The sequence below is a fragment of the Streptomyces sp. MGP-BFMKR1 genome, assembly GCF_057766585.1.
Map to the genome: position 1 here is coordinate 7,026,035 of NZ_CM173408.1, position 24,840 is coordinate 7,050,874.

At 76.2% G+C, this 24,840-nt stretch carries 22 protein-coding genes and 1 riboswitch; of the genes, 10 read left to right on the forward strand and 12 right to left on the reverse strand.

What is annotated here, in order from left to right; genetic code table 11:
- Nucleotides 1-165: 165 nt before the first annotated feature.
- The gene (gene cobC, locus AC3CHW_RS28190) at nucleotides 166-1,275 is read right to left on the reverse strand and encodes an Rv2231c family histidinol phosphate aminotransferase CobC (protein ID WP_488471191.1); all 1,110 of its coding nucleotides are present in this window, start codon (nucleotides 1,273-1,275) and stop codon (nucleotides 166-168) included.
- Between the two features lie 358 nt (nucleotides 1,276-1,633).
- Nucleotides 1,634-2,170: a cobalamin biosynthesis protein gene (locus AC3CHW_RS28195; RefSeq protein WP_488468317.1), complete on the reverse strand. Its 537-nt coding sequence runs from the start codon at nucleotides 2,168-2,170 to the stop codon at nucleotides 1,634-1,636.
- Nucleotides 2,171-2,367: 197 nt separating this feature from the next.
- Between AC3CHW_RS28195 and AC3CHW_RS28200 the strand changes: the two genes are divergently transcribed.
- Nucleotides 2,368-3,183 carry a ZIP family metal transporter gene (locus AC3CHW_RS28200; protein WP_488468318.1) on the forward strand — a complete coding sequence of 272 codons (816 nt, stop codon included), beginning with the start codon at nucleotides 2,368-2,370 and terminating at the stop codon, nucleotides 3,181-3,183.
- Between the two features lie 71 nt (nucleotides 3,184-3,254).
- On the opposite strand, the gene AC3CHW_RS28205 is transcribed toward AC3CHW_RS28200, so the two are convergent.
- The 7 genes from AC3CHW_RS28205 to AC3CHW_RS28235 form a co-directional block, all read right to left on the reverse strand.
- Nucleotides 3,255-4,763: a cobyrinic acid a,c-diamide synthase CobB gene (locus AC3CHW_RS28205; RefSeq protein WP_488468319.1), complete on the reverse strand. Its 1,509-nt coding sequence runs from the start codon at nucleotides 4,761-4,763 to the stop codon at nucleotides 3,255-3,257.
- Nucleotides 4,757-5,353 carry a cob(I)yrinic acid a,c-diamide adenosyltransferase gene (gene cobO / locus AC3CHW_RS28210; RefSeq protein ID WP_176160993.1) on the reverse strand — a complete coding sequence of 199 codons (597 nt, stop codon included), beginning with the start codon at nucleotides 5,351-5,353 and terminating at the stop codon, nucleotides 4,757-4,759. Before cobO ends, AC3CHW_RS28205 begins: the two co-directional genes overlap by 7 nt.
- On the reverse strand, nucleotides 5,354-7,606 hold the full coding sequence (locus AC3CHW_RS28215) for a putative cobaltochelatase (protein WP_488468320.1): 2,253 nt from the start codon (nucleotides 7,604-7,606) through the stop codon (nucleotides 5,354-5,356). It abuts the gene before it with no gap.
- A complete protein-coding gene (locus AC3CHW_RS28220; protein WP_488471192.1) occupies nucleotides 7,606-9,402 on the reverse strand; it encodes a cobyric acid synthase in 1,797 nt (598 codons plus the stop codon). Before AC3CHW_RS28220 ends, AC3CHW_RS28215 begins: the two co-directional genes overlap by 1 nt.
- A gap of 14 nt (nucleotides 9,403-9,416) precedes the next feature.
- On the reverse strand, nucleotides 9,417-10,424 hold the full coding sequence (locus tag AC3CHW_RS28225; protein WP_488468321.1) for a cobalamin biosynthesis protein: 1,008 nt from the start codon (nucleotides 10,422-10,424) through the stop codon (nucleotides 9,417-9,419).
- Between the two features lie 175 nt (nucleotides 10,425-10,599).
- Nucleotides 10,600-10,729, reverse strand: a riboswitch (cobalamin riboswitch).
- Between the two features lie 250 nt (nucleotides 10,730-10,979).
- Complete coding sequence (locus AC3CHW_RS28230; RefSeq protein ID WP_176160990.1) at nucleotides 10,980-11,222, reverse strand: hypothetical protein; 243 nt, start codon at nucleotides 11,220-11,222, stop codon at nucleotides 10,980-10,982.
- Between the two features lie 102 nt (nucleotides 11,223-11,324).
- A complete protein-coding gene (locus AC3CHW_RS28235; protein ID WP_488468322.1) occupies nucleotides 11,325-12,743 on the reverse strand; it encodes an inorganic phosphate transporter in 1,419 nt (472 codons plus the stop codon).
- 364 nt (nucleotides 12,744-13,107) lie between these two features.
- Here AC3CHW_RS28235 and AC3CHW_RS28240 point away from each other — a divergent pair, with 364 nt between their 5' ends.
- The 3 genes from AC3CHW_RS28240 to AC3CHW_RS28250 all read left to right on the forward strand — a co-directional run bounded on the left by AC3CHW_RS28240 (nucleotide 13,108) and on the right by AC3CHW_RS28250 (nucleotide 16,948).
- Nucleotides 13,108-13,860, forward strand: coding sequence for a class II aldolase/adducin family protein (locus AC3CHW_RS28240; protein WP_488468323.1), 753 nt, complete (start codon nucleotides 13,108-13,110; stop codon nucleotides 13,858-13,860).
- A gap of 115 nt (nucleotides 13,861-13,975) precedes the next feature.
- Entirely contained in the window at nucleotides 13,976-15,094 is a 1,119-nt protein-coding gene (locus tag AC3CHW_RS28245; RefSeq protein WP_488468324.1) for an alpha/beta hydrolase, read from the forward strand.
- A gap of 282 nt (nucleotides 15,095-15,376) precedes the next feature.
- Nucleotides 15,377-16,948, forward strand: coding sequence for a hypothetical protein (locus AC3CHW_RS28250; RefSeq protein ID WP_488468325.1), 1,572 nt, complete (start codon nucleotides 15,377-15,379; stop codon nucleotides 16,946-16,948).
- Nucleotides 16,949-17,216: 268 nt separating this feature from the next.
- On the opposite strand, the gene AC3CHW_RS28255 is transcribed toward AC3CHW_RS28250, so the two are convergent.
- The gene (locus tag AC3CHW_RS28255) at nucleotides 17,217-17,810 is read right to left on the reverse strand and encodes a TetR/AcrR family transcriptional regulator (RefSeq protein WP_488468326.1); all 594 of its coding nucleotides are present in this window, start codon (nucleotides 17,808-17,810) and stop codon (nucleotides 17,217-17,219) included.
- An 80-nt stretch (nucleotides 17,811-17,890) separates the two neighbouring features.
- Between AC3CHW_RS28255 and AC3CHW_RS28260 the strand changes: the two genes are divergently transcribed.
- Nucleotides 17,891-18,901, forward strand: coding sequence for a saccharopine dehydrogenase (locus AC3CHW_RS28260; protein ID WP_488468327.1), 1,011 nt, complete (start codon nucleotides 17,891-17,893; stop codon nucleotides 18,899-18,901).
- 107 nt (nucleotides 18,902-19,008) lie between these two features.
- Here AC3CHW_RS28260 and AC3CHW_RS28265 read toward each other — a convergent pair whose 3' ends face one another.
- The gene (locus tag AC3CHW_RS28265) at nucleotides 19,009-19,422 is read right to left on the reverse strand and encodes a VOC family protein (protein WP_398609886.1); all 414 of its coding nucleotides are present in this window, start codon (nucleotides 19,420-19,422) and stop codon (nucleotides 19,009-19,011) included.
- A gap of 327 nt (nucleotides 19,423-19,749) precedes the next feature.
- On the opposite strand from AC3CHW_RS28265, the gene abc-f reads away from it, so the two are divergent.
- From abc-f to AC3CHW_RS28280, 3 genes are all read left to right on the forward strand, one after another.
- Nucleotides 19,750-21,348: a ribosomal protection-like ABC-F family protein gene (abc-f, locus tag AC3CHW_RS28270; protein ID WP_176160982.1), complete on the forward strand. Its 1,599-nt coding sequence runs from the start codon at nucleotides 19,750-19,752 to the stop codon at nucleotides 21,346-21,348.
- 375 nt (nucleotides 21,349-21,723) lie between these two features.
- Entirely contained in the window at nucleotides 21,724-21,945 is a 222-nt protein-coding gene (locus tag AC3CHW_RS28275) for a helix-turn-helix domain-containing protein (protein WP_176160981.1), read from the forward strand.
- A gap of 163 nt (nucleotides 21,946-22,108) precedes the next feature.
- Complete coding sequence (locus AC3CHW_RS28280) at nucleotides 22,109-22,888, forward strand: enoyl-CoA hydratase/isomerase family protein (protein ID WP_488468328.1); 780 nt, start codon at nucleotides 22,109-22,111, stop codon at nucleotides 22,886-22,888.
- A 66-nt stretch (nucleotides 22,889-22,954) separates the two neighbouring features.
- Here AC3CHW_RS28280 and AC3CHW_RS28285 read toward each other — a convergent pair whose 3' ends face one another.
- The gene (locus tag AC3CHW_RS28285) at nucleotides 22,955-23,917 is read right to left on the reverse strand and encodes a hypothetical protein (protein ID WP_488468329.1); all 963 of its coding nucleotides are present in this window, start codon (nucleotides 23,915-23,917) and stop codon (nucleotides 22,955-22,957) included.
- Between the two features lie 216 nt (nucleotides 23,918-24,133).
- Between AC3CHW_RS28285 and AC3CHW_RS28290 the strand changes: the two genes are divergently transcribed.
- Together AC3CHW_RS28290 and AC3CHW_RS28295 are read left to right on the forward strand one after the other, a co-directional pair.
- On the forward strand, nucleotides 24,134-24,598 hold the full coding sequence (locus tag AC3CHW_RS28290; protein ID WP_176160979.1) for an Asp23/Gls24 family envelope stress response protein: 465 nt from the start codon (nucleotides 24,134-24,136) through the stop codon (nucleotides 24,596-24,598).
- A 44-nt stretch (nucleotides 24,599-24,642) separates the two neighbouring features.
- Nucleotides 24,643-24,834 (forward strand): hypothetical protein, encoded by a 192-nt coding sequence (locus AC3CHW_RS28295; RefSeq protein ID WP_184568946.1) that lies wholly within the window; start codon nucleotides 24,643-24,645, stop codon nucleotides 24,832-24,834.
- The last annotated feature ends 6 nt before the right edge of the window (nucleotides 24,835-24,840 follow it).

Sequence of the window (24,840 nt, forward strand, 5' to 3'; positions counted from 1 at the left end):
CCTGATGATCTGGCGTCCCGGGCCAACGCCCGGGACGCCACCCGCCTGACCCACCACGCCCGCCTGAGCGGCGGCCCTCGGCCCCAGCCGTACGCCTCGGCCCGTACGCCTCGATCCGTACGTCCCAGCCCGACGCCTCAGTCGTCCGTCCTCAGCCCGTACGCCTCACTCCGCGCGTGCCCCCGGCAGAGCGCGGGCCAGTGCCGTCACGAAGCGGTCGGTGGTGGCCCGGTCCCGGACGGCGAGCCGCAGCCAGTCCAGGCCCAGGCCCGGGAAGGTGTCGCCACGGCGCACCGCGAAGCCCAGCTCCCGCAGCCGCGCGCGCACCGCGTCGGCGCCCGGCAGGTGGATCAGGACGAAGGGCCCGGCGGCCGGCTCGCACACCCGGACCGACGGGAACTCGGCCAGCCGGGCGATCAGATGGGCCCGATCGGCGGCGATGCGGTGCGCCGCGTGGGCGGCCTCGGCGCGGGCCGGCGGGGCGCTGCACGCCTCGGCCGCGGCCAGGGCCGGCGAGGAGACGGGCCACAGCGGCTGGGCCCGTTCGAGGGCGTCGACGGTCTGCGGGGCGGCGATGACGTAGCCGATGCGCAGGCCCGCCAGCCCCCAGGTCTTGGTGAGGCTGCGCAGCACCACCAGGCCCGGCACGTCGGTGCGCTCGGCCAGCGACGCGCTCTCGCCCGGCACCGCGTCCATGAACGCCTCGTCCACCACGAGCGTGCGCCCGGGGCGGGCCAGTTCGGCGATCGCCTCGGCGGGGTGCAGCACGGACGTCGGGTTGGTCGGGTTGCCGATCACCACGAGGTCGGCGTCGTCGGGCACCGCGTCCGGGCGCAGCCGAAAGCCGTCGGCCGACTCCAGCAGCACCCGCCGCACGGCGCGCCCCGCGTCCCGCAGCGCCGCCTCGGGCTCGGTGAACTGCGGGTGCACCACCACCGGGCGGCGGCCCGGCAGCGCCCGGGCGATCAGCACGAACGCCTCGGCCGCGCCCGCGGTGAGCAGCACCCGCTCCGGGGCGAGGCCGTGCCGCTCGGCCACCGCGGCGCGTGCGGCCGTCCCGTCGGGGTAGGCGGCCAGGGTGTCGATGGAGGCGGCGATGCGGGACTTGAGCCAGTTCGGCGGGGTGTCGGCGCGCACGTTGACCGCGAGGTCGGTCAGCTCGCCGGCGGCGCCGCGCACCTCGGCGTCACCGTGGTGGCGCAGGTCGGGCGCCGGGTCCGGCGCGGCGTCGGGACGGTCGGCGGCGGGGCCCCGCGCGGTCGCGGCGCGCGACATCGGCATCGTCACGCTCCCCACGCCCCCGCCACGGCGGGCCGACCAGCCGGTCGCCGACCTGGTACGCCACGGCCTGGTATGCCACGACCTGGTACGCCCTGGCCTGCGGGCCGCGGCGCTGGCGGGCTCATCACGCGATCTCCTCCGTGCTGGTGCTGGTGCTGGTGCTCATGCTGGTGTTGGTGTGCCGGGTGGTGCTGTGCGGTGGGGGTGCCCGCGCCAGGCGCCCGGGCGCGGGGTGTCGCGCGCGGGGCGGGTCCGTCGTACCGGCGCGGCTGCCGGGCCTCGCCCACGGGGCGGGGTGCGTCGCGGGCGGGCCGGTGGGGCCGTGGCGGGTGGCCGGGCGGCGCTCGTGACGTTACCGCTGGTCGCTCGGGTGCCGTCGGGCAGGTCCGGTGCCGGGCCGCCGCGCGGCGGGTGGCGGCTTCGGGTCGCCGGTCGGCGCGTCGGCCGGCGGGGCCGGGCCAGGGCCCGGCAGGGCCAGCGCGCAGGTCGCGGCCGGTGGGCCGCAGGGCGGGGCGGACTTGCGCTTGTCCACGACCAGCCAGGCGCCCGGGCCGGCCGCGAGGAGCGCGGCGGCCTCCGCGACGCTGGGCGTGCCGACCGCGGCGAGCGCGGCGCGGGTGGGGTGCGGCACCGCCACCGCCGCGAGGGCGGCGGCCGGATACGTCCACAGCTCCACCCCGAACCGCTCGGCCGCCTCGCGCAACGCGGGTTCGTCGGCCTTGACGTCCACCGTGGCCAGGGCGGCGACGGCGGCGGGCGCGCGGCCGGCCTCGGCGAGGCAGTCGGCGATGAGCCCGAGCACCTCGTCCACGGGCGCGTCGCGACTGGCCCCCACGCCGACGAAGACCGGCGCCGAGGGGCTTTCGGCGGTGGGTCGCGGGGCGGTCATGGCATCGCCCGCGAGCCCCGCGTACGCTGCGTGTCCGTCGTGGCACGCTGTGGCACCGGCGGCCAGGCCGGGGCCGAGCGCCGCGAACGGTGCCGCGGGTGCCGTGGGCGTGGCGGGTGGGGGCGGGGACGGGCCGTGGCGAGCGCGGGGCGTCGCGGGCGGCCCGGGGGCGTGGTGAGCGCGAGAGGAGCGAGTCCATGCCGGTGGTGATCGCGCTGGGCGCGTTGGTGATGACGCTGCTCGGCGGCTGGACCGCGCACCGCGTCACCGACCGCAGGCACCTGATCCTGGGCCTGGCGGGCGGCCTGATGCTCGGCGTGGTGGGGCTCGACCTGCTGCCGGAGGCGCTGGAGGTCGCCGGGGACGAGGTGTACGGCGTGCCCGCCGCCCTGCTGTGCTTCGTCGGCGGCTTCCTGCTCGCCCACGCGGTGGAACGGCTGTTGGCCGAGCGGGTCGCGGCCCACCACGTGGTGCCGCCGGCGCCGGTGGCGACGGGCGGGGCCGGGGCCCGTGCCGAGGCCGGGGCCAGCGCCGCCGGCCGGCCGTCCGCGCCGGCGAGCGCGCTGCCGGGGCGCGCGCCGCAGGTGGGGCTGACCGCAGCCGCGGCCATGGTCGGGCACAGCGCCATGGACGGCGTCGCGCTGGGACTCGCCGCCCAGGTCAGCGACGAGATGACGCTGGCCGTCGCGGTCGCCGTCATCGCCCACGACTTCGCGGACGGCTTCAACACGTACACGCTGACCAGCCTGTACGGCAACGCCCGGCGCAAGGCCGTGCTGATGCTGGGCGCCGACGCCGTCGCGCCCGTCGTCGGCGCCGCGTCCACGCTGCTGTTCACCGTGCCCGACCAGGCGCTCGGCATCTACCTGGGCTTCTTCGGCGGCGTCCTGCTCTACCTCGCCGCCGCCGACATCCTGCCCGAGGCGCACCACGACCACCCGGCGCTGTCCACGCTGGGCTGCACCGTGGCCGGGGTGGGGTTCGTGTGGCTGGTGGTCGGCGCCGCGCACTGAGCCGCGCGCCGGCGCGCACGGGCCGGGCCCGGCGCCGGGGCCCTGTCGCCCCGCGCCGGATGGTGCGCGGCTCACCGCGCGCAGCTCCGTACGAAGGACGCCGCGATGCCGGGCGTGGCCGCCCAGTGCACGTGCAGGTACGAGGCGTGCACGCCGCCGCGTACGAAGCCCTCGACCTGCCGGGTAGGGCGTACGACGCCCCACGCGGGCAGCGCCGCCGGGCCACCCCCGGCGCCGTCCACGGGCCCGCCGGGGCCCTCGCCAGCGCCCGGCGTGATGACCGTGCGGTGGAACTCGTGCCCGCGCACCCGGGCGCCGACCGGCAGCAGCGGGCTCGGCGACAGGGCCACCGCCTCCCGGTAGCCCAGGGTCAGCCGGCCCGACATGCGCGCGTCGGCCGGCAGCACGCCGCACATGGGCAGCGGCGCTGCCGCCTCCTCGGCCGGCTCCGGGGTGAGCGAGCGGGCCAGGTAGAGCAGGCCGGCGCACTCGGCGGCGATCGGGGCGCCGGAGGCGGCGAGCGCGGCGACGGCGGCGCGCAGCGGCTCGTTGGCGGACAGCTCGGCCGCGTACACCTCCGGGAACCCGCCGCCGATGACCAGCCCGCGGGTGCCCTCGGGCAGCCGGGTCTCGCGCAGCGGGTCGAAGGTGACGACGTCCGCGCCGGCCGCGGTCAGCAGCTCGGCGTGTTCGGCGTACGAGAACGTGAACGCCGAACCGCCGGCCACGGCCACCACGGGCCGCGTCCCGCGCCCGGCGCCCGACTCCGGCCCCGTGCCCGACTCCGTGTCCGGCCCGGCCGGGTGGCCGGCGTCCGCCGATCGCGCCTCGCGCAGGCTGTGCGCCGGGTCCCAGGCGGGCCCGGGCAGCGGGGGAGCCGAGCGGGCCAGCTCCAGGAGGCCCGGCAGGTCGCAGCCCGCGCGCACCCGGTCGGCCAGCGCGGCCACCGACTCCACCGCCTCCGCGCGGCGCTCGGCCACCGGCACGAGCCCCAGGTGCCGGCTCGGGGTGTGCACGGCGCCCACCCGGCGCAGCGCCCCGAAGACCGGCACGCCGGAGCCCGCGAGCGCCTCGCGCAGCAACTCCTCGTGCCGGTCCGAGCCGACCTTGTTGAGGATCACCCCGGCGACCCGTACCTCCGGGTCCCAGGAGGCGAAGCCGTGCACCAGCGCCGCCACCGAGCGCGACTGCGACGCGGCGTCCACCACCAGCACCACCGGGGCCCGCAACACCTTGGCGACCTGGGCCGTGGAGGCCAACTCGCCCTGGTGCGCGGCCCCGTCGTACAGGCCCATCACGCCCTCGACCACGGCCAGGTCCGCGCCGCGCGCGCCGTGCCCGAACAACCCCGGCAGCGCCTGCGGCCCGCACAGGTACGCGTCCAGGTTGCGGCCGGGGCGGCCGGTGGCCAGCGCGTGGTAGCCGGGGTCGATGTAGTCCGGGCCGACCTTGTGCGGCGAGACGGCCAGGCCGCTCGCCGCGAAGGCCGCCATCAGCCCGGTCGCGACGGTCGTCTTGCCGCTGCCCGAGGAGGGCGCGGCGATGACCAGGCGGGGGACGGAGGTCGTGCCTGTCACCACTCGATGCCCCGCTGGCCCTTCTGCCCGGTGTCCATCGGGTGCTTGACCTTGGACATGTCGGTGACCAGGTCGGCGAAGTCCACCAGCGGCTGCGGGGCGTTGCGCCCGGTGATCACGACGTGCTGGGTGCCGGGCCGGTCCCGCAGCGTGGCGACCACCTCGTCGACGTCCACCCAGCCCCAGTGCATCGGGTACGCGAACTCGTCCAGCACGTAGAGCTGGTACGTCTCGGCCGCGAGGTCGCGCTTGACCTGCTCCCAGCCCTCGCGCGCCGCCTCCTCGCTGGAGGCCAGGTCGCGCTGGACCCACGACCAGCCCTCGCCCATCTTGTGCCAGGCGACGGTGCCGCCCTCGCCGGAGTCGCCGAGCACGCGCAGCGCCCGCTCCTCGCCCACCTTCCACTTGGCGGACTTCACGAACTGGAACACCCCGATCGGCCAGCCCTGGTTCCAGGCCCGCAGCGCGAGCCCGAAGGCGGCCGTCGACTTGCCCTTGCCGACGCCGGTGTGCACGAACACCAGTGGCCGGTTGCGGCGCTGGCGCGTGGTGAGCCCGTCGTCGGGCACCATCGAAGGCTTTCCCTGTGGCATTTACGCGACCCTCTCCGTGATGTCGGTCCGTCGCCCCGGCCGCGCGCCCCGGTGTCGGGGCCCGTCCTCGGTCGTGGTTCGTTCGCCCTGCCGGGCCCGTGCGGGGGCGCCGTCGCGCGCCGCACGCGCCCCGCGGACCAGCGCCGTGACGCTGTCCGCCCGCAACTCGTCCAAGGTCACCGCGGGTCCGCGCAGTTCGCCGGCGAGCTGCGCCGCGAGGCCCAGGCGCACCATCCCCGACTCGCAGTCCACGACCACCGAGGCCACGCCGTCGGCCGCGAGCAGCCGCGCCGCGCGGGTGGCCTGGGCCACCGGCTGGCTGCCGCCGGTGGCCCGGCCGTCGGTCACCACCACGAGCAGCGGGCGCCGCGAGGGGTCCCGCAGCCGCTCGACCCGCAGCACCTCGCGGGCGCTGAGCAGCCCGGCGGCCAGCGGCGTGCGGCCGCCGGTGGGCAGTTTCTCCAGCCGGGCCGCCGCCGCGTCCACGGACGACGTCGGTGGCAGCGCCAACTCCGCGCCCCGTCCCCGGAAGGTGACCAGGCCGACCTTGTCCCGCCGCTGGTAGGCGTCGAGCAGCAGCGACAGCACCGCGCCCTTGACGGCGCTCATCCGCTGCCGCGCGGCCATCGACCCGGAGGCGTCCACGACGAACAGCACGAGGTTGCCCTCGCGGCCCTCGCGCACGGCCTCGCGCAGGTCGTCGCGGCGCAGCAGCAGACCCGCCCCGGTGCGCCCCCGGGCCCGCTGGTGCGGGGCCGCGGCCCGGACCGTCGCCGACAGGTGCAGCTTGCCCAGCGCCCCGTGTGGGCGGCGCGAGCCGGTGGTGCGCCCGTGCGCGGTGCGGGCCCGCGAGCGCCGGCCGGCCGCGCCCTCGCCGAGTCCCGGCACGTTCAGCATGCGCGCGGCGAACGGCTCGCCGGCGGCCACGGCGGGCCGCTCCGGCGCCGCGCCCCGCGCGTCCACGCCCTGCCCCTCGCCGCCCTCGCCGGTGGCCGGGGCCTGGTGCGGGTCGGCCTCGGGGGCCTCCGGCCGTGCCGCGTCGTCCGTGCGCTGCTCCGGCACCGGCGGTTGCTCGGCGGGCTGTTCGGGCCCGGAGCCCTGGCCGTCGCCGTCCCGTGGCGGCCCGTCGTCGGGGGAGCGGCCACCGCCGGGGCCGTCGGGACCATCAGGGCCGTCAGGGTCAGTGTCGTCGTCGCCCCCCTCACCGTCTCCCTCTTCAGGAGCCTGGCCCTCGGCCTCCGGCTGGTAGGCGTCGAGGATCTCGTCGAGCTTGTCCTCGTCCAGGCCCGGCGCGTCGAAGGGGTTGCGGCGCCGGCGGTGCGGCAGGGCAAGCAGCGCGGCCTGCCGTACGTCCTCGGTGGTCACCTCGGTACGGCCGGCCCAGGCGGCCAGCGCGGTGGCGGTGCGCGCCGTCACGATGTCCGCGCGCATCCCGTCGACCTCGAACGCCGCGCACACGGCGGCGATCTGGCGCAGCGCCCCGTCGCCGAGCACGACGCTCGGCAGCAGCGCTCGGGCCGCCGCGATGCGCGCGCGCAGCTCGGCCTCGTCCTCGGCCCAGCGGGCGACGAAGCCGGCCGGGTCCTCCTCGTAGGCGAGCCGACGCCGCACCACCTCGACCCGCTCGTCGGGCTCGCGGGAGGCCGCGACCTCCACGGTCAGCCCGAACCGGTCCAGCAACTGCGGGCGCAGCTCGCCCTCTTCCGGGTTCATGGTGCCGACGAGCAGGAACCGCGCGGCGTGCCGTACGGAGACGCCCTCGCGCTCCACGTACGAGGAGCCCATGGCGGCGGCGTCGAGCAGCAGGTCGATCAGGTGGTCGTGGAGGAGGTTGACCTCGTCGACGTAGAGGATGCCGCGGTGGGCGTCCGCGAGCAGGCCCGGTTCGAAGGACTTCACGCCGTCCGCGAGCGCCCGCTCGATGTCGAGCGCGCCGACCAAACGGTCCTCGGAGGCGCCGACGGGCAGCTCGACCAGGCGCGAGGGCCGGGTGGCGCCGGTGCCCGGCTCGTGCGGGCCGTCCGGGCAGCCCGGGTCGGGCGCGGCCGGGTCGCAGGAGAACCGGCAGCCGGGGACGGTCTCGATGGTGGGCAGCAGCGAGGCGATGCCGCGCACCATGGTCGACTTGGCGGTGCCCTTCTCGCCGCGCACCAACACGCCGCCGATCGCGGGCGATACGGCGTTGAGCAGCAGGCCGAGCCGCATGTCGGCCATGCCGACGACGGCGGTGAACGGGTAGGTGGCCGAGGTCATCAGCTGGTGCCCCTTTCGCGGGTGGTGCTTCGGCGGGGTGCGCCGTCGGTGGCGGCCCGCGCCACCGGATCGGCCTGGACCCCGCGCTCGCGGGGGTGCTCGACGGACGGCGCGGCCTGCGGCGCGCGCGGCCCGGGAGGTGCTGGTGGGGCCGGTGGCGCGGCGGCCTGACGCGGCGCGGGCATCCCATCGTCAGTACGGTCAGCGCGGCCAGTCCGGTCGGCGCCGTCGGTCGGTACGAGGGTGGGGGACGCGGGGGCGCCCGGGGGGACGAAGGGCAGCCCCGCGGGCGGTCCCTGCTCGATGAGGCGCAGCAGCGCGTCGGTGTCGGCGTGCTCCTCGATCAGGTCGCCGAGCCGGTCGAGCTGCTCCTCGCGCAGCGCCCCGAAACAGGTGTCGGGCGCCGGGACGAAGCGCCGGCCCGCCGCGTCGGCCACCTCGCGCAGGAACGCGCGCCGGAAGCCGTCGCTCTCCAGCGAGCCGTGCCAGTGCGTGCCCCACACGGAGCCGACCCGGCAGCCGTCGAGGAACGCCGTGCCTCCGCCGACCTCCGCGACCCCGTGGTGGATCTCGTACCCCTCCACGCGCTCGCCCAGGGCCTCGCCGACCGGCCTGGCCAGCGTCTTCTCGCGCGCGAAGCGCACCCGCACCGGCAGCAGCCCAAGCCCCGTGACGGTGCCCGCCCGCGACTCGACCTCGTCCTCGATGCGTTCGCCCAGCGCCTGGAAGCCGCCGCAGATGCCGAGCACGGGCCGGCCGTCGGCGGCGCGCCGGACCAGCGCGTCGGCGAGCCCGCGCTCGCGCAACCAGGCCAGGGCGCGCACGGTGCCACGAGTGCCGGGCACCACGACGAGGTCGGCGTCGGCCAACTCGGCGGGCCGGTCGACGAACCGTACGAGCACGCCCGGTTCGGCCGCGAGCGCGTCCACGTCGGTGAAGTTGGACATCAGCGGCACGGCGCACACCGCGACCCGCAGCACGTCGTCGCCGACCGGCGGGGCGACGGGCGCCTCGCGGACGGCGCCGCGCAGCGAGACCCGCAGCCCGTCCTCCTCGTCGATGCCGAGGCCGGCCGCGTACGGCAGGACGCCGAAGGTGCGGCGGCCGGTGAGCCCGCGCAGCATCTCCAGGCCCGGTTCGAGGAGGGTGACGTCGCCGCGGAACTTGTTGACCAGATAGCCGGCGATCAACTCCTGGTCCTCGGGCGCCAGCAGCGCGGTGGTGCCGAAGAACTGGGCGAAGACGCCACCCCGGTCGATGTCCCCGACCACCACCACCGGCAGGCGGGCGGCCCGGGCGATGCCCATGTTCACGATGTCGGTGCGGCGCAGGTTGATCTCCGCGGGGCTGCCGGCGCCCTCGCAGATCACCGCGTCGTGCGTGCGCCGCAGCTCCTCAAGGCAGGCCACGACCGGCTCGAAGAGTGCCTGCCGCCCGCCGGGCACCGGGCTCGGGTCCTGGGCGCCGGGGGCCCGCTCCCCGAAGAAGCCGCGCGCGCTCAGCTCGCCTACCGGCTTGCCCAACAGCACGACCTGGCTGGAGCGGTCGCTGCCGGGCTTGAGCAGTACGGGGTTCATCAGCGCGGTCGGCTCGACGCGGGCGGCCTGCGCCTGCATCGCCTGCGCCCGCCCGATCTCCGCGCCGTCGCGGGTGACGAAGGAGTTGAGGGACATGTTCTGCCCCTTGAACGGCGCGACCCTGACGCCCCGGCGCGTCAGCCAACGGCAGATGCCCGCCGTCACGACGCTCTTGCCGGCGTCCGACGTCGTCCCGGCGACCAGCAACCCACCGCCCATGCGTCCCGTCCCCCTCATCGGTTCCCCTGGTGCGTGCCCATGGTGGCGGCGCCGTACGCCAGTCGCCCGGCGACGGTTACCGCCAGGGCCAGCGTGCTCACCCGGCGCGAGAGCCGTACGGCGCGCTCGATGTCGGCCACCTCGACCGGCCGGTTCTTAGCGCCCAGCACCGGCCGGTGCTCGACGCGGCCCGCGTACGCGAGGGTGCCGCCGAGCCGCACGCCGAGGGCGCCGGCGAACGCGGCCTCCACCGGGCCCGCGTTGGGGCTCGGGTGGCTGCCGGCGTCGCGCCGGGCGACGGCCCAGGCGCCGCGCGGGTCCGGCCCGGCGAGCACGGCCAGCGCCGCCGTGAGCCGGGCGCCGGGCCAGCCGACCACGTCGTCGAGCCGGGCCGAGGCCCAGCCGAATTTGCGGTAGCGCGGCGAGCGGTGCCCCACCATCGCGTCCAGCGTGTTCACCGCGCGAAAGCCGAGCAGCCCCGGCACACCGCCGGCCGCGCCCCACACCAGGGCGCCGACCACCGCGTCCGAGGTGTTCTCGGCGACCGACTCCACGACCGCCCGCGCCATCTGCTGGGTGTCCAGGGCCTGCGGATCGCGCCCGCACAGTCGCGGCAGCGCGTCCCTGGCCGCGTCGACGTCCGCCGCCGCGAGCGCGGCGCCGATCACCCGGGCCTCCCGCCCGAGCGTGGTGCCGCCGAGCACGGCCCAGGTGGCGGCGGCGGTCAGCGCCGTCTCGGCGGCGATGCCGCCCAGCGTCGTGGCCGGGCGCGCGGGCCGACCGGTGGCCGGGCGGCGCGCGGCGCGTGCCAGCAGCGCCCCGGCGAGCACCGTGCCGCCGGCGCACACGGCGGTGTGCAGGGCCCCGCGGCCCCGGTCGTCGCGCCACAACCGTCGCTCCACGGCGCCGGCGGCGCGCCCGAAGGCGGCCACCGGGTGGCCCCGGCGCGGATCGCCGACGGCACGGTCGCCCAGAAAGCCGAGGACGGCACCGCAGGCGTACGCAACATGATCGGTACGCATGGGTCAGTTCGCCGTCGCGCCTCGAAGGGGGAGGGCCGCGCCGGGTCGCCGTGGCCCGAAGGGGCGGCGGCGACGTGGCGACGGGGGCAGGGCGAAGGGCGCTGGACGGCAGCAGGCCATGGCGGTGTGTCCTCACTCAGGGTCCGCGCCCTGGTTCGACGTGATCGGCGGCGAGAGTCTCCTGGCTCCCGGATCGACGCCGCACCCCGGCCTTCCAGCCCGCCGTGTGCGAGCCGTGACCATGCGCTGGGGGAGCGCTCCCCGGTGACAGTGGCGGGACCGCGCCGGACTCACACCGGCTTCCTCTGCTGTCGCCGTTTGGCTCCGGCAGTCCACCACGGCCCGGGAAGACCCGTCAACTCGCCGTTGACCTGCGACGGGACGGCCCATCGCGCGCGGCGCGCCCGAGCCGAGGCACGCCCGCCCCGCGCGCCGCACGCCACGCACGCACCCCGGGCGGGCGGCGCCGTGTCCACACGGCACCGCCCGCCCGGGGCGAGGCGCCCGCGGCGGCGACCGCCCCAGGCGAGGAACTACGAGCTACGAACTCCGGGCTCAGGCGACGATCAGATAGATCCCGTACGCCACCGCCGCCGCGCACAGCGCGAAGCAGGCGTACGCGCCGGAGCGGGCCAGCGCACCGGAACCACCGGCCGTGCCGGCGGCGCCCGTGGCCGCGTCGCGGGAGGGCTTGGCGGAGGTGCCGACGATGCCGAGCGTGAAGACGCCCACCATGGCGACGGTCACCACCAGGCTCACGCCGAAGACCTGGCCGAGTGCGGCCCAGTCGATGTTCATGGCACTGCTTCCTTGTCGTCGGGGCGGTACTGCCGCGTCGTACGGGGCTCGGGCGCGAGGCGCGTACCCGGGCCCCGTACGGAGGGACGGGGCCGGCCGCTGCTAGACCGTGGCCTTGGCGGGCGCGGCGGCCGAAGTGGCGGGTGTGGCGGTGGTCGGCGCGGCGCCGCGCGCCTCGCGCTCGGCGCCGGTCGGCTGCGCCGGCAGCGAGTCGGCTGCGGTCGCCGACGGGTCCCCGGGAGCGGCAGGCTGCGGCGCCGTGTCGCTGGCCGCCTGGGCGAGGGCCGCCTCGGTGGGCGGCGGGGCGACGCTGCGCACCGCGGCGGTCACGATCCCGACCGGCTCGGCGGCGGCGTCCGCCGTGGCGGGGACGGTCGCGTCCGCGGCGACGGCCGCGGCGGCCGGAGCCGGGGCGTCCTCGACGTCGTTGACGTTGGTGTGGTCGACCGGCTTGCGGCGCGAGGCCAGCCAGATGGCGCCGCAGGCGATGACGGCCAGCACGGCGACCGTGGTCACGCCCCAGTCGCCCTGGTCGGCGAGGAGGGCGGCGGCGCCGGCGACGAGGCCGGCGGCCGGCAGCGTCAGGCCCCAGGCGATGACCATCCGGCCGGCGGTGGACCAGCGCACCACGCCGCCCTTGCGGCCGAGGCCCGAGCCCATCACGGAGCCGGAGCAGACCTGGGTGGTGGAGAGCGCGAAGCCGAGGTGCGAGGAGGCCAGGATGACGGTCGCGGCACCGGTCTGGGCGGCGAAGCCCTGCGGCGGCTGGATGTCGGTGAGGCCCTTGCCCATGGTGCGGATGATGCGCCAGCCGCCGAGGTAGGTGCCGAGCGCGATGGCCACACCGGCCGAGACGATGACCCACATCGGCGGGTCGGAGGCGGGCGCGACGACGCCGCCGGTGACCAGGGCCAGGGTGATGACGCCCATCGTCTTCTGCGCGTCGTTGGTGCCGTGTGCCAGCGAGACCAGGGCGGCCGAGGCGATCTGTCCGGCGCGGTAGCCCTTGGCGGTGTCCCGCGGGTCGCGGTCGCGGGCGATGCGGTAGGTGAGCCGGGTGGCGACGAGGGCGGCGACGCCGGCCACCAGCGGGGCGGCGACCGCGGGGATGAGGACCTTCATGACGACCGCGTCGCCGTTGACCCCGTCCATGCCGACGGAGACCAGGGTGGCGCCGATGAGGCCGCCGAAGAGGGCGTGGGAGGAACTGGAGGGCAACCCGGCGAGCCAGGTCAGCAGGTTCCAGACGATTGCGCCGACCAGACCGGCGAAGATGACTTCCGGTTGGATGCCGGACCCCTCGTCGATGATGCCGCCGGAGATGGTCTTGGCGACCTCCACCGACAGGAACGCGCCGACGAGGTTGAGTACCGCCGACATGGCCACCGCGGTCTTGGGCCGCAGCGCCCCCGTCGAGATGGTGGTGGCCATGGCGTTGGCCGTGTCGTGGAAGCCGTTCGTGAAGTCGAACACCAAGGCCGTGATGATCACGATCCCGATGAGAAGCGTGATGTGTTCCATTCACCCAGGCAATCGTTGAGGGAGCAACGTCCCGGCGACCGTAGGTACGAAGAGTGAACAGAAGGTGAACTAGGTAGGGCATCGCGGTGACGTGGCCCGGGGGGTGTGGCGGGGACATGCTCACACCTCCTCGTTGGCCGTCCAACGTCGCAGGTCAGCGGCGTGCGAGCGGCCTGCGGCGGACCTCAATCCGTTGTACATGTGACGGACATCCGATCTCCCGTTTCTGTTCTCCCGTAACCCGTACGGAGCAGCCTTCCGCACCGTCCGTGACGACCCGACGGGACGGCTCGGCCGGCCCCCTCGCCCACCGGCCGGCGCGCGGCGCGAGGGGGCCTGACAGGATCGGGCCCGGAGGTGGCCCATGGCACGGGAGACGGACGAGCGAGGCGTCGGGGACGAGTGGGACGAGCGGCACGAGCGGCGGGCCGCGGGCGCCGTCCCGGACCCCGCGACGCTCGCGCCGGCCTGGCGCGAGGTGGTGGCCACGGCCCGGCGCAGCACGCGCGACGGCCTGGTCGTCGGCACGTCGGGCAACGTCTCGGCGCGGGTGGGCGACACCGTCCTCGTCACCCCGAGCGGTGTGCCGTACGACGCGCTCGGCCCCCGGGACCTGGTCGCCGTCGACCTCGACGGCCGCGTGCGCGTCGGCCACCTGCGCCCCACCAGCGAACTCCCGCTGCACCTCGCGATCTACCGCGCCACCGACGCCCGCGCCATCGTGCACACGCACGCCGTGCACGCCACCGCCGTCTCCACGCTCGTCACGGAACTGCCCGCCGTCCACTACATGGCCGGCGCGCTCGGCGGCCCCGTCCGCGTCGCCCCGTACGCCCTCTACGGCAGCGACGAACTCGCCCGGCACGTGCTCGCCGCCCTCCGCGACCGCACCGGTTGCCTGCTGCGCAACCACGGCACGGTCGTCTACGCGGACACCCTGCGCCGGGCGTACGAGCACACCGCCCAACTGGAGTGGATGTGCCAGGTCTGGCTGGCCGCCGCTGCCGTCCCCGGCCGCGCCCCCGCGCTGCTCACCGCCGCACAGCTCGACGAGGCCACCGACCGCCTGCGCGGCTACGGCCAGCCCCCCGGACCAGCCGGCGCGCCGCCCGCCTGACGCCGGCCCGGCCACGGGCGCGCGCCCGGCCCCGGCGCCCGGGGCCGGGTGGCGGCTCACCCGGCGGACGGGTGCCCACTGGCCGGCGCGCCGCTCCCCGCCCACACTGGGGAGGATGCGCCCGCGTACCGCGGCGGCCGTCGCCGCCACCACCGTGCTGGGTGCCGGGACGGCCGTGCTGGCCGGCCGGTACGCCAGCGGTGCCGCCCTGACCCCCGACCGCCCGCTGCCCGGCGAGCCCAGGCTCACCGTGCACTCGACCGCCGCCGGCCAGGTCACCCTGACCCGCACCCTGGCCTCCCAGCGCCCCGGGACGTACGGGCTGACCGGCGACGGCTGCCACGCCGCCGTCGGCCCCGTCGTCGAGGGCGCGCCGCACCCCGCCGACTGCGTCGTGCGCCGCCTGGAATCGGTCACCCGCGGCACGTTGGAGCCGGGCGCGCGCGTCTGGTTCACGCCCCAGGTGTACGCGGGCGACCCCGGCCAGGCGCTCGGCCTCGCCTACGAGGACGTGGAGGTCCCGGGCGAACTCGGCGCGCTCCCCGCCTGGTACGTGCCGGCCGCCCGCGACACCTGGGTGATCACCGTGCACGGCCTGGGTGGCACCCGCGAGCACCCGCTGGTCGTCCTGGGGTTCCTGCACGACAAGCAACTCCCGGTGCTCGACGTGTCCTACCGCGGGGACGCCGGGGCGCCCCCGTCACCCGACGGGGTGAGCCACCTGGGCCACACCGAGTGGCGCGACCTCGACGCGGCCGTCGCCTACGCGGCACAGCGCGGCGCGCGGCGCGTCGTGCTCCACGGCTGGTCCACCGGCGCCTCGATGGCCCTGCACACCGCGGCGCACTCGCCCCTGCGCCACCTGATCAGCGGCCTGGTCCTCGACTCGCCCGTGCTCGACTGGCAGGCCACGCTGCGCGCCATCGCCGTCGCCCGTGGCACGCCGGCCGCGCTGCTGCCGCTCGTGGTGCGCGCCGCGCAGGGCCGCGCGTCCCTGCACGCGGAGCACTTCGCCGAGTTGGCCGACGCGGGCCGCCTTGAGGTCCCCACGCTGATCGTGCACGGGCCCGACGACCACCTGGCCCCCTGGGCCGGCTCCCGCGCCCTCGCCGAGCGCCGCCCGGACCTGGTCACCCTGCGCAGCGTGCCGCGCGCCCCGCACGCGGCGATGTGGAACGCCGACCCCGTCGGGTACGAGGAGGCGCTGCGCCGCTTCCTCACCCCGCTGGTCTGAGCGCCCCCTCCCGCGACGGGCCCGCCGGCCGGGCGCCCCGCCGTGGGCCTCGGCAGGGCGCGCCCGAGCGCGGCCGACGCCCGCCCTTCACCTGGCCGCCATGCCGCGCTCGCCCGACTTTCGTGCCACGGCCGTGTTCGGCTCGCGCGGGCGTTCGGATCGGCCGACGCCCATACGGCCCAGGGAGGCGGCTCATCCGCCCCAACCGCCACACCCGTTGCGGGAACGCGGCCGGATGACCACCGATTGGGTTTTCGGGCCGTCAGGGGCAAGACTGCTCTTGTGACGTCCCGTACCCCGCGCGACTCCCGACTCCGACTCGTCCCCCACCGGCCGATCGCCGGTGCCCGCCGGGCAGTGCCGCAGCGCGGCACCCGCCCCGCTCCACGACCACCGGAGGGCACCCCGCCACCCGCGGAACTTGCCCGCCAGGCACGGGCCTCGCTCGCCGGTGCCGCCCGCGTCGCCCGCTGGGCCGCCGCCGAGCCGAACGGTGACGCGGCGCTGCGGCCAGGGGCGTACGGCGCCCTGTCCGACGTGGCCGCCGACCGCGCGGCCACGGCCCTCGGCCTGACGCCCGCTCAGGTACGTACCGACTGGGACCGGGCCCGCCTCGCCGGCCTGATCGAGTTGCACGGCGGCGCCGCCCGGGCGGGCTGGCGGCTGCGCGCCTGGGACCGCGACGACTCGGCCGTGCTCCGCGGCTGGGTCGCGCTGTTCGACGCCTGGTCCATCGCCCACCCCTGGCTGCCGGACGACCGGGGCCCGCGCGGCCGGGCCGACGCGGAGGCCACTCCGGCCGCCGTGGCCGAAGTCATCGAGGCCGTGCCGCAGTTGCTCTCGCTGTTGCAGCTCTCGGCGGGCCCCGTGGGCTTCCCCGCCCTGCTCGACCTGTTGCGCAAGCGGGTCGCGGAGCTGCGTACGGAGCGCTGCGAGGTCCCCTACGGCCAGCGTGCCCCGCAGCGCGGCGCCGCCGAGCCGGGCCCTCGCCTGGCCGCCCCGCCCGAGCCGCTGCCCGGCCCGCACGCCGGCCTCGACCTGGCCACGGCCGCCCCGCCGAGTGCCGCGGAGGCGGCGGCGGGGGAGGGGACCGGCGCGGGCGCGTCCGCCTGTGAGGTCCCCGAGTCGCTGCTGACCTGGGCGCTGGGCGGGCTCGCCGAGGTCGACGCGCTCGTCGTGCGCGACGCCGACGCCGTGGAGGACCGCGAGGCCGAGCTGACCGCGCTCGGCAACTGGGCGGTGTGGGTCAAGCTGGAGCAGATCTGCGTCGCCGCCCAGAGCCCCGCCGGCAACATCGAGCAGCCCGCCGAGGACATGCTGCGCGGCTGCGCCCAGCTCACCCCGGGCCCGGCCCGCGCCGAGTACCGCGCCTGGCTCGCCGCCCGCCCGGTGGGCAGCGCGGTCACCGAACTGCTCGACGCGGCGCGCGGCGACGACGCGCTGCTGCGCGGGCTCGCCTTCGAGGCGCTGCGGGTGGTCGGCGCCCCGGCCGAGCCCGCGGTGCGCGCCGCCGTGGACGAGTCCCGGCTGCGGCCCTACGCCCTGCTCTGGCTCGCCGAACAGGAGGGCGCCGACCCGGAGGACACCCTTGAGGTGCTCACCCGCGAGGAGGCCACCTGGCTCTGGGTGGACACGGCGGCGGCGATCGCCGACCACGGCGAGATAAGACTGTTGGTGCGCCACCTCGAATCGGCCGTCCAGGGCACGGTTCCCGCGCTGCTGGCCGAGGTCCGCGAGGTCGGCCACCCGCGCACGGTCCAGGTGCTGGTGGCCCTGGCCGCCGCCCACCCCGACCCGGCCCTGGCCAAGGCGGTGCGGCGCGCCGCCTTCCAGGTGCACACGGGCGGTACGTGAGGGGGCCGGCCCGGTCCCGTCAGCCCAACCGACCGGGCCCGGGACCGGCCACCTGGGCTCACGGCTCACGCCCGGCCACCCCGGCCCACCGCCCGGCTCTGGCCATCCCGGCTCGCCGCCCGCGCCCGTCCGCGCCGAGGCACGGCCGGTAGCGGCCCGGCGGCTCAGCGAGCCGTGAGCCGTAGGCCGCCCCGAGAACCGCGCCCGCCCGCCGACCAACCCGGCCGGCGGGCGCTTCGCGTTGCCGCGCCCCGACGCGCGGCGCCTGCTAGCGGTCGGTGGCGTCGCCGGTGAGGCCGCCCGCGATCAGGTCGGCCAGCGCGGCGGTGGCCTCGGCGGCGGTGGTCCGCCCCCGGTTCAGCTCGGTGGCCAGCGCCTCGGCCGCGCCCAGCAGGCCGACGCAGCGGAGCTGGATCGCCTCCGGGGCCAGCCCGGAGTGCGGGGCGAACGCGTCGGCCATCGCCCGCGTGTAGCTCTCCAGCATCTCGTGCCGCGCCGCCTCCATCTCCGGGTCGCCCTTCAACGCGGCGGAGACGGCCGCGAACTCCGGCATGTCGGTGGCGCAGGCGAAGTACGCGGCGCTCAGGACGTCGGCGATCGCCTCGGCGGTCGGTGCGGCAGCCGCCAACGCCCGGGTCGACGCCGCGCGATGCCGCTCGTCCAGTCGCCGGTAGAGCGCGAGCAGCAGCCCGGCGCGGGTGCCGAAGTGGTCGTACACGATCGGCCTGCTCACCCCGGCCGCTTCGGCGAGGGTGACCAGCGTCAGGCCGTCGGCGCCGCGGGCGCGTACGAGCCCGAGCGCCGCGTCGAGCAGTTGCTCCCGCCTGGCCTGCTTGGACAGCCGGGTCGGTGATGTGGCCATGGCTCCCTCCTTGCGTCTGCGGCCCAGTCTAGCTACAAAATGTAAGCTACGAAATGTAACTTAGGGCTGGGAGGCCACTGATGGAACAGCGATCGGTGTTGATGCTGGGTGGATCGGGGCAGGCGGGGACGGAGACGGCCGCCTTGTTGCGGCGGTGGTACCCGACGCTGCCGCTGACGATCGCGGGCCGGGACCTGGACCGCGCGCGGCGGGTGGCCGACCGGCTCGGCGCCGCCACCGCCGTCCGCGTGGACCTGACGCGCGGCGACCTCGGACGCCCGGCCGACGAGAGCTACTCGGCGGTCGTCGCCGCGCTGTGGGACGAGCGCCTGCACGGGCTGCGGTACGCCCAGCGGCGCGGGCTGCCCTACCTCAGCGTCTCCAGCGGCCCGGTGGACATCGCGCCGGAGGTCGTCATGGGGGCCCAGAACACCGGTGCCGCGCCCATCCTGCTGGCCAGCCACTGGTGCGCCGGCGCCCTCACGCTGGCGGTCTCCCACCTGGCCCGGGAGTTCGAGCGGGTCGACGCCGTCCGGATCGGCGCCGTACTGGACGAGCGGGACACCGGCGGGCCGGCCGGCATGGCCGACCTGGAACGCTGGTCCGCCACCACCTCCGCGGCCCTGGTGCGCCGCGACGGCGTGTTCACCTGGCTCCCCGCCCCCGACGCGCGGGCGGAGGTGATCGCCTCCGACGGGGCCGCCGTGCCCGGCGAGTACATCGCCATCCTCGACGTGCCGAGCATCGCCCACGCGACGGACGCGCCGAACGTCCACTTCGCCTTCGCCGTCGGCGCCTCCACGGGCCGCCGCCGCGGCGGCCCCGCCTCCCTGGAGGTCCGCATCGACATCGAGGGCGCCGCCCCGGGCGGCGCGCCGCTCCGCACGGGCCGCTACCTCACCCACGCGGCGGGGCAGCGCCCCCTGACCGCGCTCGGCATGGCGCTCGGCGTCGAGCGGCTGCTCGCGCTGCGCGGCGCCCCCGTACCGCCCGGCATCCACACCCCGGAGGCGCTGGTGGACCCGGCCCACGCGGTCGAACGGATGCTGGAGGGCGGGGCCGTCCTCACCGACGCTCCCGGCGCCGGATAACCACCTGACCGCCGCGGGCCGCCGGCCCCGCTCGCGCACGGCCGGCCCGGCCGGGGCGGCCCGACCGGTCGTGCGCGGGCGGTCGTGCGTGAGCGCGGGCGCGGGCGTCAGCCGGCCGTGGCCGGGGCGTACGTGCCGAAGCTCCAGACGTTGCCCTCGATGTCGCGCGCCATGTAGTCCCGCGAGCCGTGCGCCTGGTCCGTGGGCGGCATGAGGATCTCGACGCCGTGCTCCCGGGCCCGCGCGTGGTGCGCGTCCGTGTCCTCGACGACCACGTAGATCCCGGCCGGCCCGGCGTCCGCCATCGCCCTGGCGAACGCGCCCTCGGTGCGCCGGGAGCCGAGCATCACCGTGCCGTTGCCGTAGGCCAGTTCGGCGTGCAGGACCACGCCGCCGTCCCCCTCGTACACCGCCTGCCTGGTGAAGCCGAAGGCCGTCGTGAGCTGTGCGATGGCGGCCTGGGCGTCGCGGTAGAGGAGGGTCGGGTAGAGCGTCGGGCGGCCGGTGGCGGTGGCTGCCATGGTGATCACCTTCCGGGTGCTGGTGCTTCCAGGGCGCTGGGGCGGCGGCGCGAAGCGCCTCATGACTGTGGTGCGCTTCACAGTCTGGCACCGGGGTACGACAACGCCGGGAGCGGCGCGTTCCCGTCCTACCCCCGGTAAAGCACTTGCCGCGCACCGCTACAGTGGACGGCATGGCCATTCTCCTTGCGCACTAGACGGCTTCCGCCCGGCCCCGCCTTCGTCGCTGGGGTGCGCCGTCCGCCGCCGTCGCCCGGTGCGCCGCGTGCGGTCGTGGTTGCGCGCCTGTCCCTTCCGCCGTCCGTATTCCGCCCTGGAGTCTTCCCCGTGATCACCGCCACCGGCCTTGAGCTGCGCGCAGGCGCCCGAGTTCTCATCGAGTCCGCCTCGTTCCGTATCGCCAAGGGCGACCGTGTCGGCCTCGTCGGCCGCAACGGCGCTGGCAAGACCACGCTCACCAAGTGCCTCGCCGGCGAGGGCACCCCCGCCGCCGGCACCATCACCCGCTCCGGAGACGTCGGCTACCTCCCGCAGGACCCGCGCACCGGCGACCTGGACGTGCTCGCCCGCGACCGCATCCTCTCCGCCCGCGACCTCGACGTCGTGCTGCGCAAGATGCGCGAGAACGAGGAGCGGATGGCCGGCGGCCAGGGCGCCACCCGGGAGAAGGCGATGAAGCGGTACGAGCGCCTGGAGACGGAGTTCCTCACCAAGGGGGGCTACGCCGCCGAGGCCGAGGCCGCCACGATCGCCGCCAGCCTCGGGCTGCCCGACCGCGTGCTCGGCCAGCCCCTGCACACGCTCTCCGGCGGTCAGCGCCGCCGCGTCGAACTGGCCCGCATCCTCTTCTCCGACTCCGACACGCTGCTCCTGGACGAGCCGACCAACCACCTCGACGCCGACTCGATCGTCTGGTTGCGCGACTACCTCAAGACCTACCGCGGCGGCTTCATCGTCATCTCGCACGACGTCCAACTGGTCGAGACGGTCGTCAACAAGGTCTTCTACCTGGACGCCAACCGCGCTCACATCGACATCTACAACATGGGCTGGAAGCTCTACCAGGCCCAGCGCGAGGCCGACGAGCGGCGCCGCAAGCGCGAGCGGGCCAACGCCGAGAAGAAGGCCGCCGCGCTCAACTCGCAGGCCGACAAGATGCGCGCCAAGGCGACCAAGACGGTGGCCGCGCAGAACATGGCCCGCCGCGCCGAGAAGCTGCTCGCCGGCCTCGACGAGGTGCGGGTCTCGGACAAGGTCGCCAAGCTCCGCTTCCCGGACCCCGCGCCGTGCGGCAAGACCCCGCTGACCGCCGAGGGCCTGTCCAAGTCGTACGGGTCGCTGGAGATCTTCACCGACGTCGACCTGGCCATCGACCGTGGCTCGCGGGTGGTGATCCTGGGCCTCAACGGCGCCGGCAAGACCACGCTGCTGCGGCTGCTCGCCGGCGTCGAGAAGCCCGACACCGGCACCGTCACCCCCGGCCACGGCCTCAAGCTCGGCTACTACGCGCAGGAGCACGAGACGCTGGACCCGGACCGCACCGTCCTGGAGAACATGCGCTCGTCCGCGCCCGACCTGGACCTCGTGGACATCCGCAAGACGCTGGGCTCGTTCCTGTTCTCCGGCGACGACGTGGACAAGCCCGCGCGCGTCCTGTCCGGCGGCGAGAAGACCCGGCTCGCGCTGGCGACGCTCGTGGTCTCCTCGGCCAACGTCCTGCTGCTCGACGAGCCCACGAACAACCTCGACCCGGCCAGCCGCGAGGAGATCCTGGGCGCGCTGCGCACCTTCACCGGCGCGGTCGTCCTGGTCACCCACGACGAGGGCGCGGTGGACGCGCTCCAGCCCGAGCGCATCATCCTGCTGCCCGACGGCGTGGAGGACCTGTGGGGCCAGGACTACGCCGACCTCGTGGCCCTCGCCTGACGCCCGCGGGCCGGCGTCGCGGGGCGCGTGCCGCCGCTTGATCCAGATGTTCTGGATCATTCGGCCGAGACGTGATCCTTCATCTGGGTGAGAAGGGCTCATCTCCCGGCGTGCCGGCGCCACCCGCGCGTGCGCACGCAGAGTAGCGCTCGGCGATCGTCGGGAGCCCCGTTGGTGCCCTCCCTGACCTGCCGCTTCGCCGCGCACTCCGAATGGCCGCACGCGCGCCGACATCCGGAATTCGGCCTTCCAGCGGCCTTTCGGCCGCTCGCCGCCGGCAAGCCGGTCACGCCGACCTTGTCGAATGGGTGGCCAGGAGCGCGGCTAGGGGTGATCATGAGAGTCCCATAGCGCACTTCCCATGAGGAGGCACGGGTGGCCGAGACTCTGAAGAAGGGCAGCCGGGTGACCGGCGCCGCGCGCGAAAAGCTCGCGGCAGACCTCAAGAAGAAGTACGACTCCGGTGCGAGCATTCGCGCGCTGGCCGAAGAGACCGGCCGTTCCTACGGCTTCGTCCATCGAATGCTCAGCGAGTCCGGAGTGACGCTGCGTGGTCGCGGCGGAGCGACACGAGGGAAGAAAGCCGCCTCGACCTGACCCACACAGCGCGTGTCCGTCCCAGGTTCGAGCGCGCGTCACGTCGCCGCGGCGTACCGGTTACGTCGTCGGCGGCACCCGGTCGATGGTTCGGTCGGCACGGTGGTTACTGTGCAGTTAACTTAAGGCTGCAGTGACCGCTGCCGACCGACCGGAGGCTTCAGTGACCCTGCTCGACACGGACGGCGTACGCCTGACCGTCGATGACGCCATCGCCACGGTGACCTTGACCAACCCGGCCAAGCGCAACGCCCAGACGCCCGCCCTGTGGCGGGCCCTGGTCGAGGCCGGGCGGTTGCTGCCGGGCACCGTGCGCGTCGTGGTGCTGCGCGGAGAGGGCAGGTCCTTCTCCGCGGGGCTCGACCGACAGGCGTTCACCCCCGAGGGCTTCGAGGGCGAGCCGTCCTTCGTCGACATGGGGCGCGGCTCCGAGGCGGAACTCGACGCGACCATCGCCGCCTACCAGGAGGCGTTCACCTGGTGGCGGCGCAACGACATCGTCAGCATAGCCGCGGTCCAAGGACATGCCATCGGTGCCGGATTCCAGCTCGCGCTCGCCTGTGACCTGCGCATCTGTGCCGACGACGCGCAGTTCGCGATGCGCGAGACGAGCCTTGGGCTGGTGCCGGACCTCGCGGGCACCCACCCGCTGGTCTCCCTCGTCGGGTACGCCCGCGCGCTGGAGATCTGCGCCACCGGTCGGTTCGTGCACGCCGAGGAGGCGGAGCGGACCGGGCTGGCCAACCTCGTGGTGCCGGCCGCCGAGCTGGAGGCGACCGCGCGGGACCTGGCCGCCGCGCTGCTGGCCGCGCCGCGCGACGCCGTCATCGAGACCAAGGCGTTGCTGCGCGGCGCGTCGGGCCGCACCTTCGACGAGCAGCGCGCGGCCGAGCGCGCCGCCCAGGGCCGCCGCCTGCGCGACCTCGCCCAACTGGCCGAATAGCCCACAGCCGCCGCGCCGGCCGCCCGACGGTCGCGCTCGCTCGGTACGGGTCCCGGGCCCGCCTCCTCAGGCCCGGTCCGCCGTGCTCTCGGCGCTCCCAGTGCTCCCAGCGCTCTCGGTGCCCTCGGGGTTCTGCGGGCCTTGCCCGTCCGTCGGGCGCTCTCGGGTCGCCGTGTCCGCCGCGTCCACGGCCGTGACCAGCACCGCGACCGTCACCGTGCCCGGGGCCTCGGCCAGCAGGGCGGCGCGGGCCCGTTCGCGTACGGCGCGGGCCACCTCGACCGCCCGGTGTCCCGCCGCCACGGCCACCTGCACCTGCGCGTGGCGGGCCGGCGCGGGGGCGGTCGCCGTCGGGGTCTCGGCCTCGGTGGCGGCGCGCGGGCCCTCGATCCGTACCGGGCGGGTCAGACCGCCGAGCGCGGGCGCGAGCCGGGCGACCCCCGGCACCGCCGCGACGGCGCCGGCCACCCGGCCCTCGACCGTGGCGTCCGACGCCGGGCGGGCGGCGGCCGGGGCCCGCTCCGTGGCGGCCTGCGGCCCGAGGCGGCCCTCCGCGCCGGCCGGGCCGGCGCCGCCGGACGCCTCGCCCGCCGGCCCGCCCCCGCCCGGCGGCTGCGTGGCGTGTGCCGCCCGCGCCTCGTCCAGCAGGCCCGTGACCTGGAGGTCCACGGCGCCGACGACCAGGCCGAGCCGGTCGGTGGCCGCCGCGTACAGGGTCGCCCGCAGCCGCTCCGCCGACGTGGGCAGCGGTTGCTCGGCCGCCGCGAGGAACTCGCCCGCCACCCGCAGCGGCCCCGGCCGCAGCGCGGTCGGCGGCGCCGGAACGGTGGGCTCCGCCGCCTGGTCGGGCGCCAGCAGGTCGATGTGCAGCGCGGTCACGCGGACCTCGGGAAGTTCCTCCGCCGCCGCGCGCAGCACGGCCGTGGCCGCCCGCTCCGTCACCCACACCCCGTCGTGTTCCGTGCCGAGCGGCAGCAGCCTGCCGAGCCCCAACTGCTGCCGTACCGCCTGTGCCAACGCGTCTGCCACCACGGCCCGCCACCCTTCCCGCCGTACGGACACTCCGTCGCCCGCTGCCGTTCACCCTGCCGTACCGTGGCGCGCCGGCCGACAGCGACCCACCCGCCGCCGGCGCGTTCCCACGACTGCCACGTCCCGAGCGCGGTTCGCCGCGCGCCCGCTTACGGTGACATGAGGAACGGTCAGGCCGCTCCCCTGAAAGCTCCGCAGGAAGGGACATGGGCGATGACGGACACGGCACAGAAGCAGCAGGCGGGAAGCGCGACTGCCCCGGGAGCCTCGACTCCCCGAGGTGGCGGGCCCCCGGCGTCCCGAGGCAAGACGACGATCGCCGACGGCGTGGTGGAGAAGATCGCCGGCATGGCGGCCCGCGAGGTGCCCGGTGTGCACGCCATGGGCAGCGGCTTCGCGCGCACCTTCGGGGCGGTGCGGGACCGGGTACCCGGTGGCGGGCGCTCCGTCACGCGCGGCGTCAAGGCCGAGGTCGGCGAGGTGCAGACGGCGCTGGACCTGGAGATCGTGGTGGATTACGGCGTCTCCATCGGCGACGTCACGCGCGGCGTGCGGGAGGATGTCATCTCCGCGGTCGAGCGGATGACCAGCCTTGAGGTGGTCGAGGTGAACATCGTGGTAAGTGATGTGAAGCTGCCTGACGAGCAGGACGACGAGTCCGACTCGCGGCTCCAGTAGCCGGACCGGACCGACCGGGCGCGGTGGAGGCAAGGGAGTACACGATGAGCATGGCCGTGGTCGGCCTGGCCGCCGGGATGGCACTGGGCTTCGCCGGATACTTCGGCGGCTTCGGGGCCTTTCTCCTGGTGGCGGCGCTGGGCCTGATCGGGTTCGTGGCAGGCAAGTTCCTCGACGGAGAGCTGGAGTTGGGCGACTTCTTCCGCCCTCGCGAGCGCGACGGCCGACGGCGGTGAGGCCGC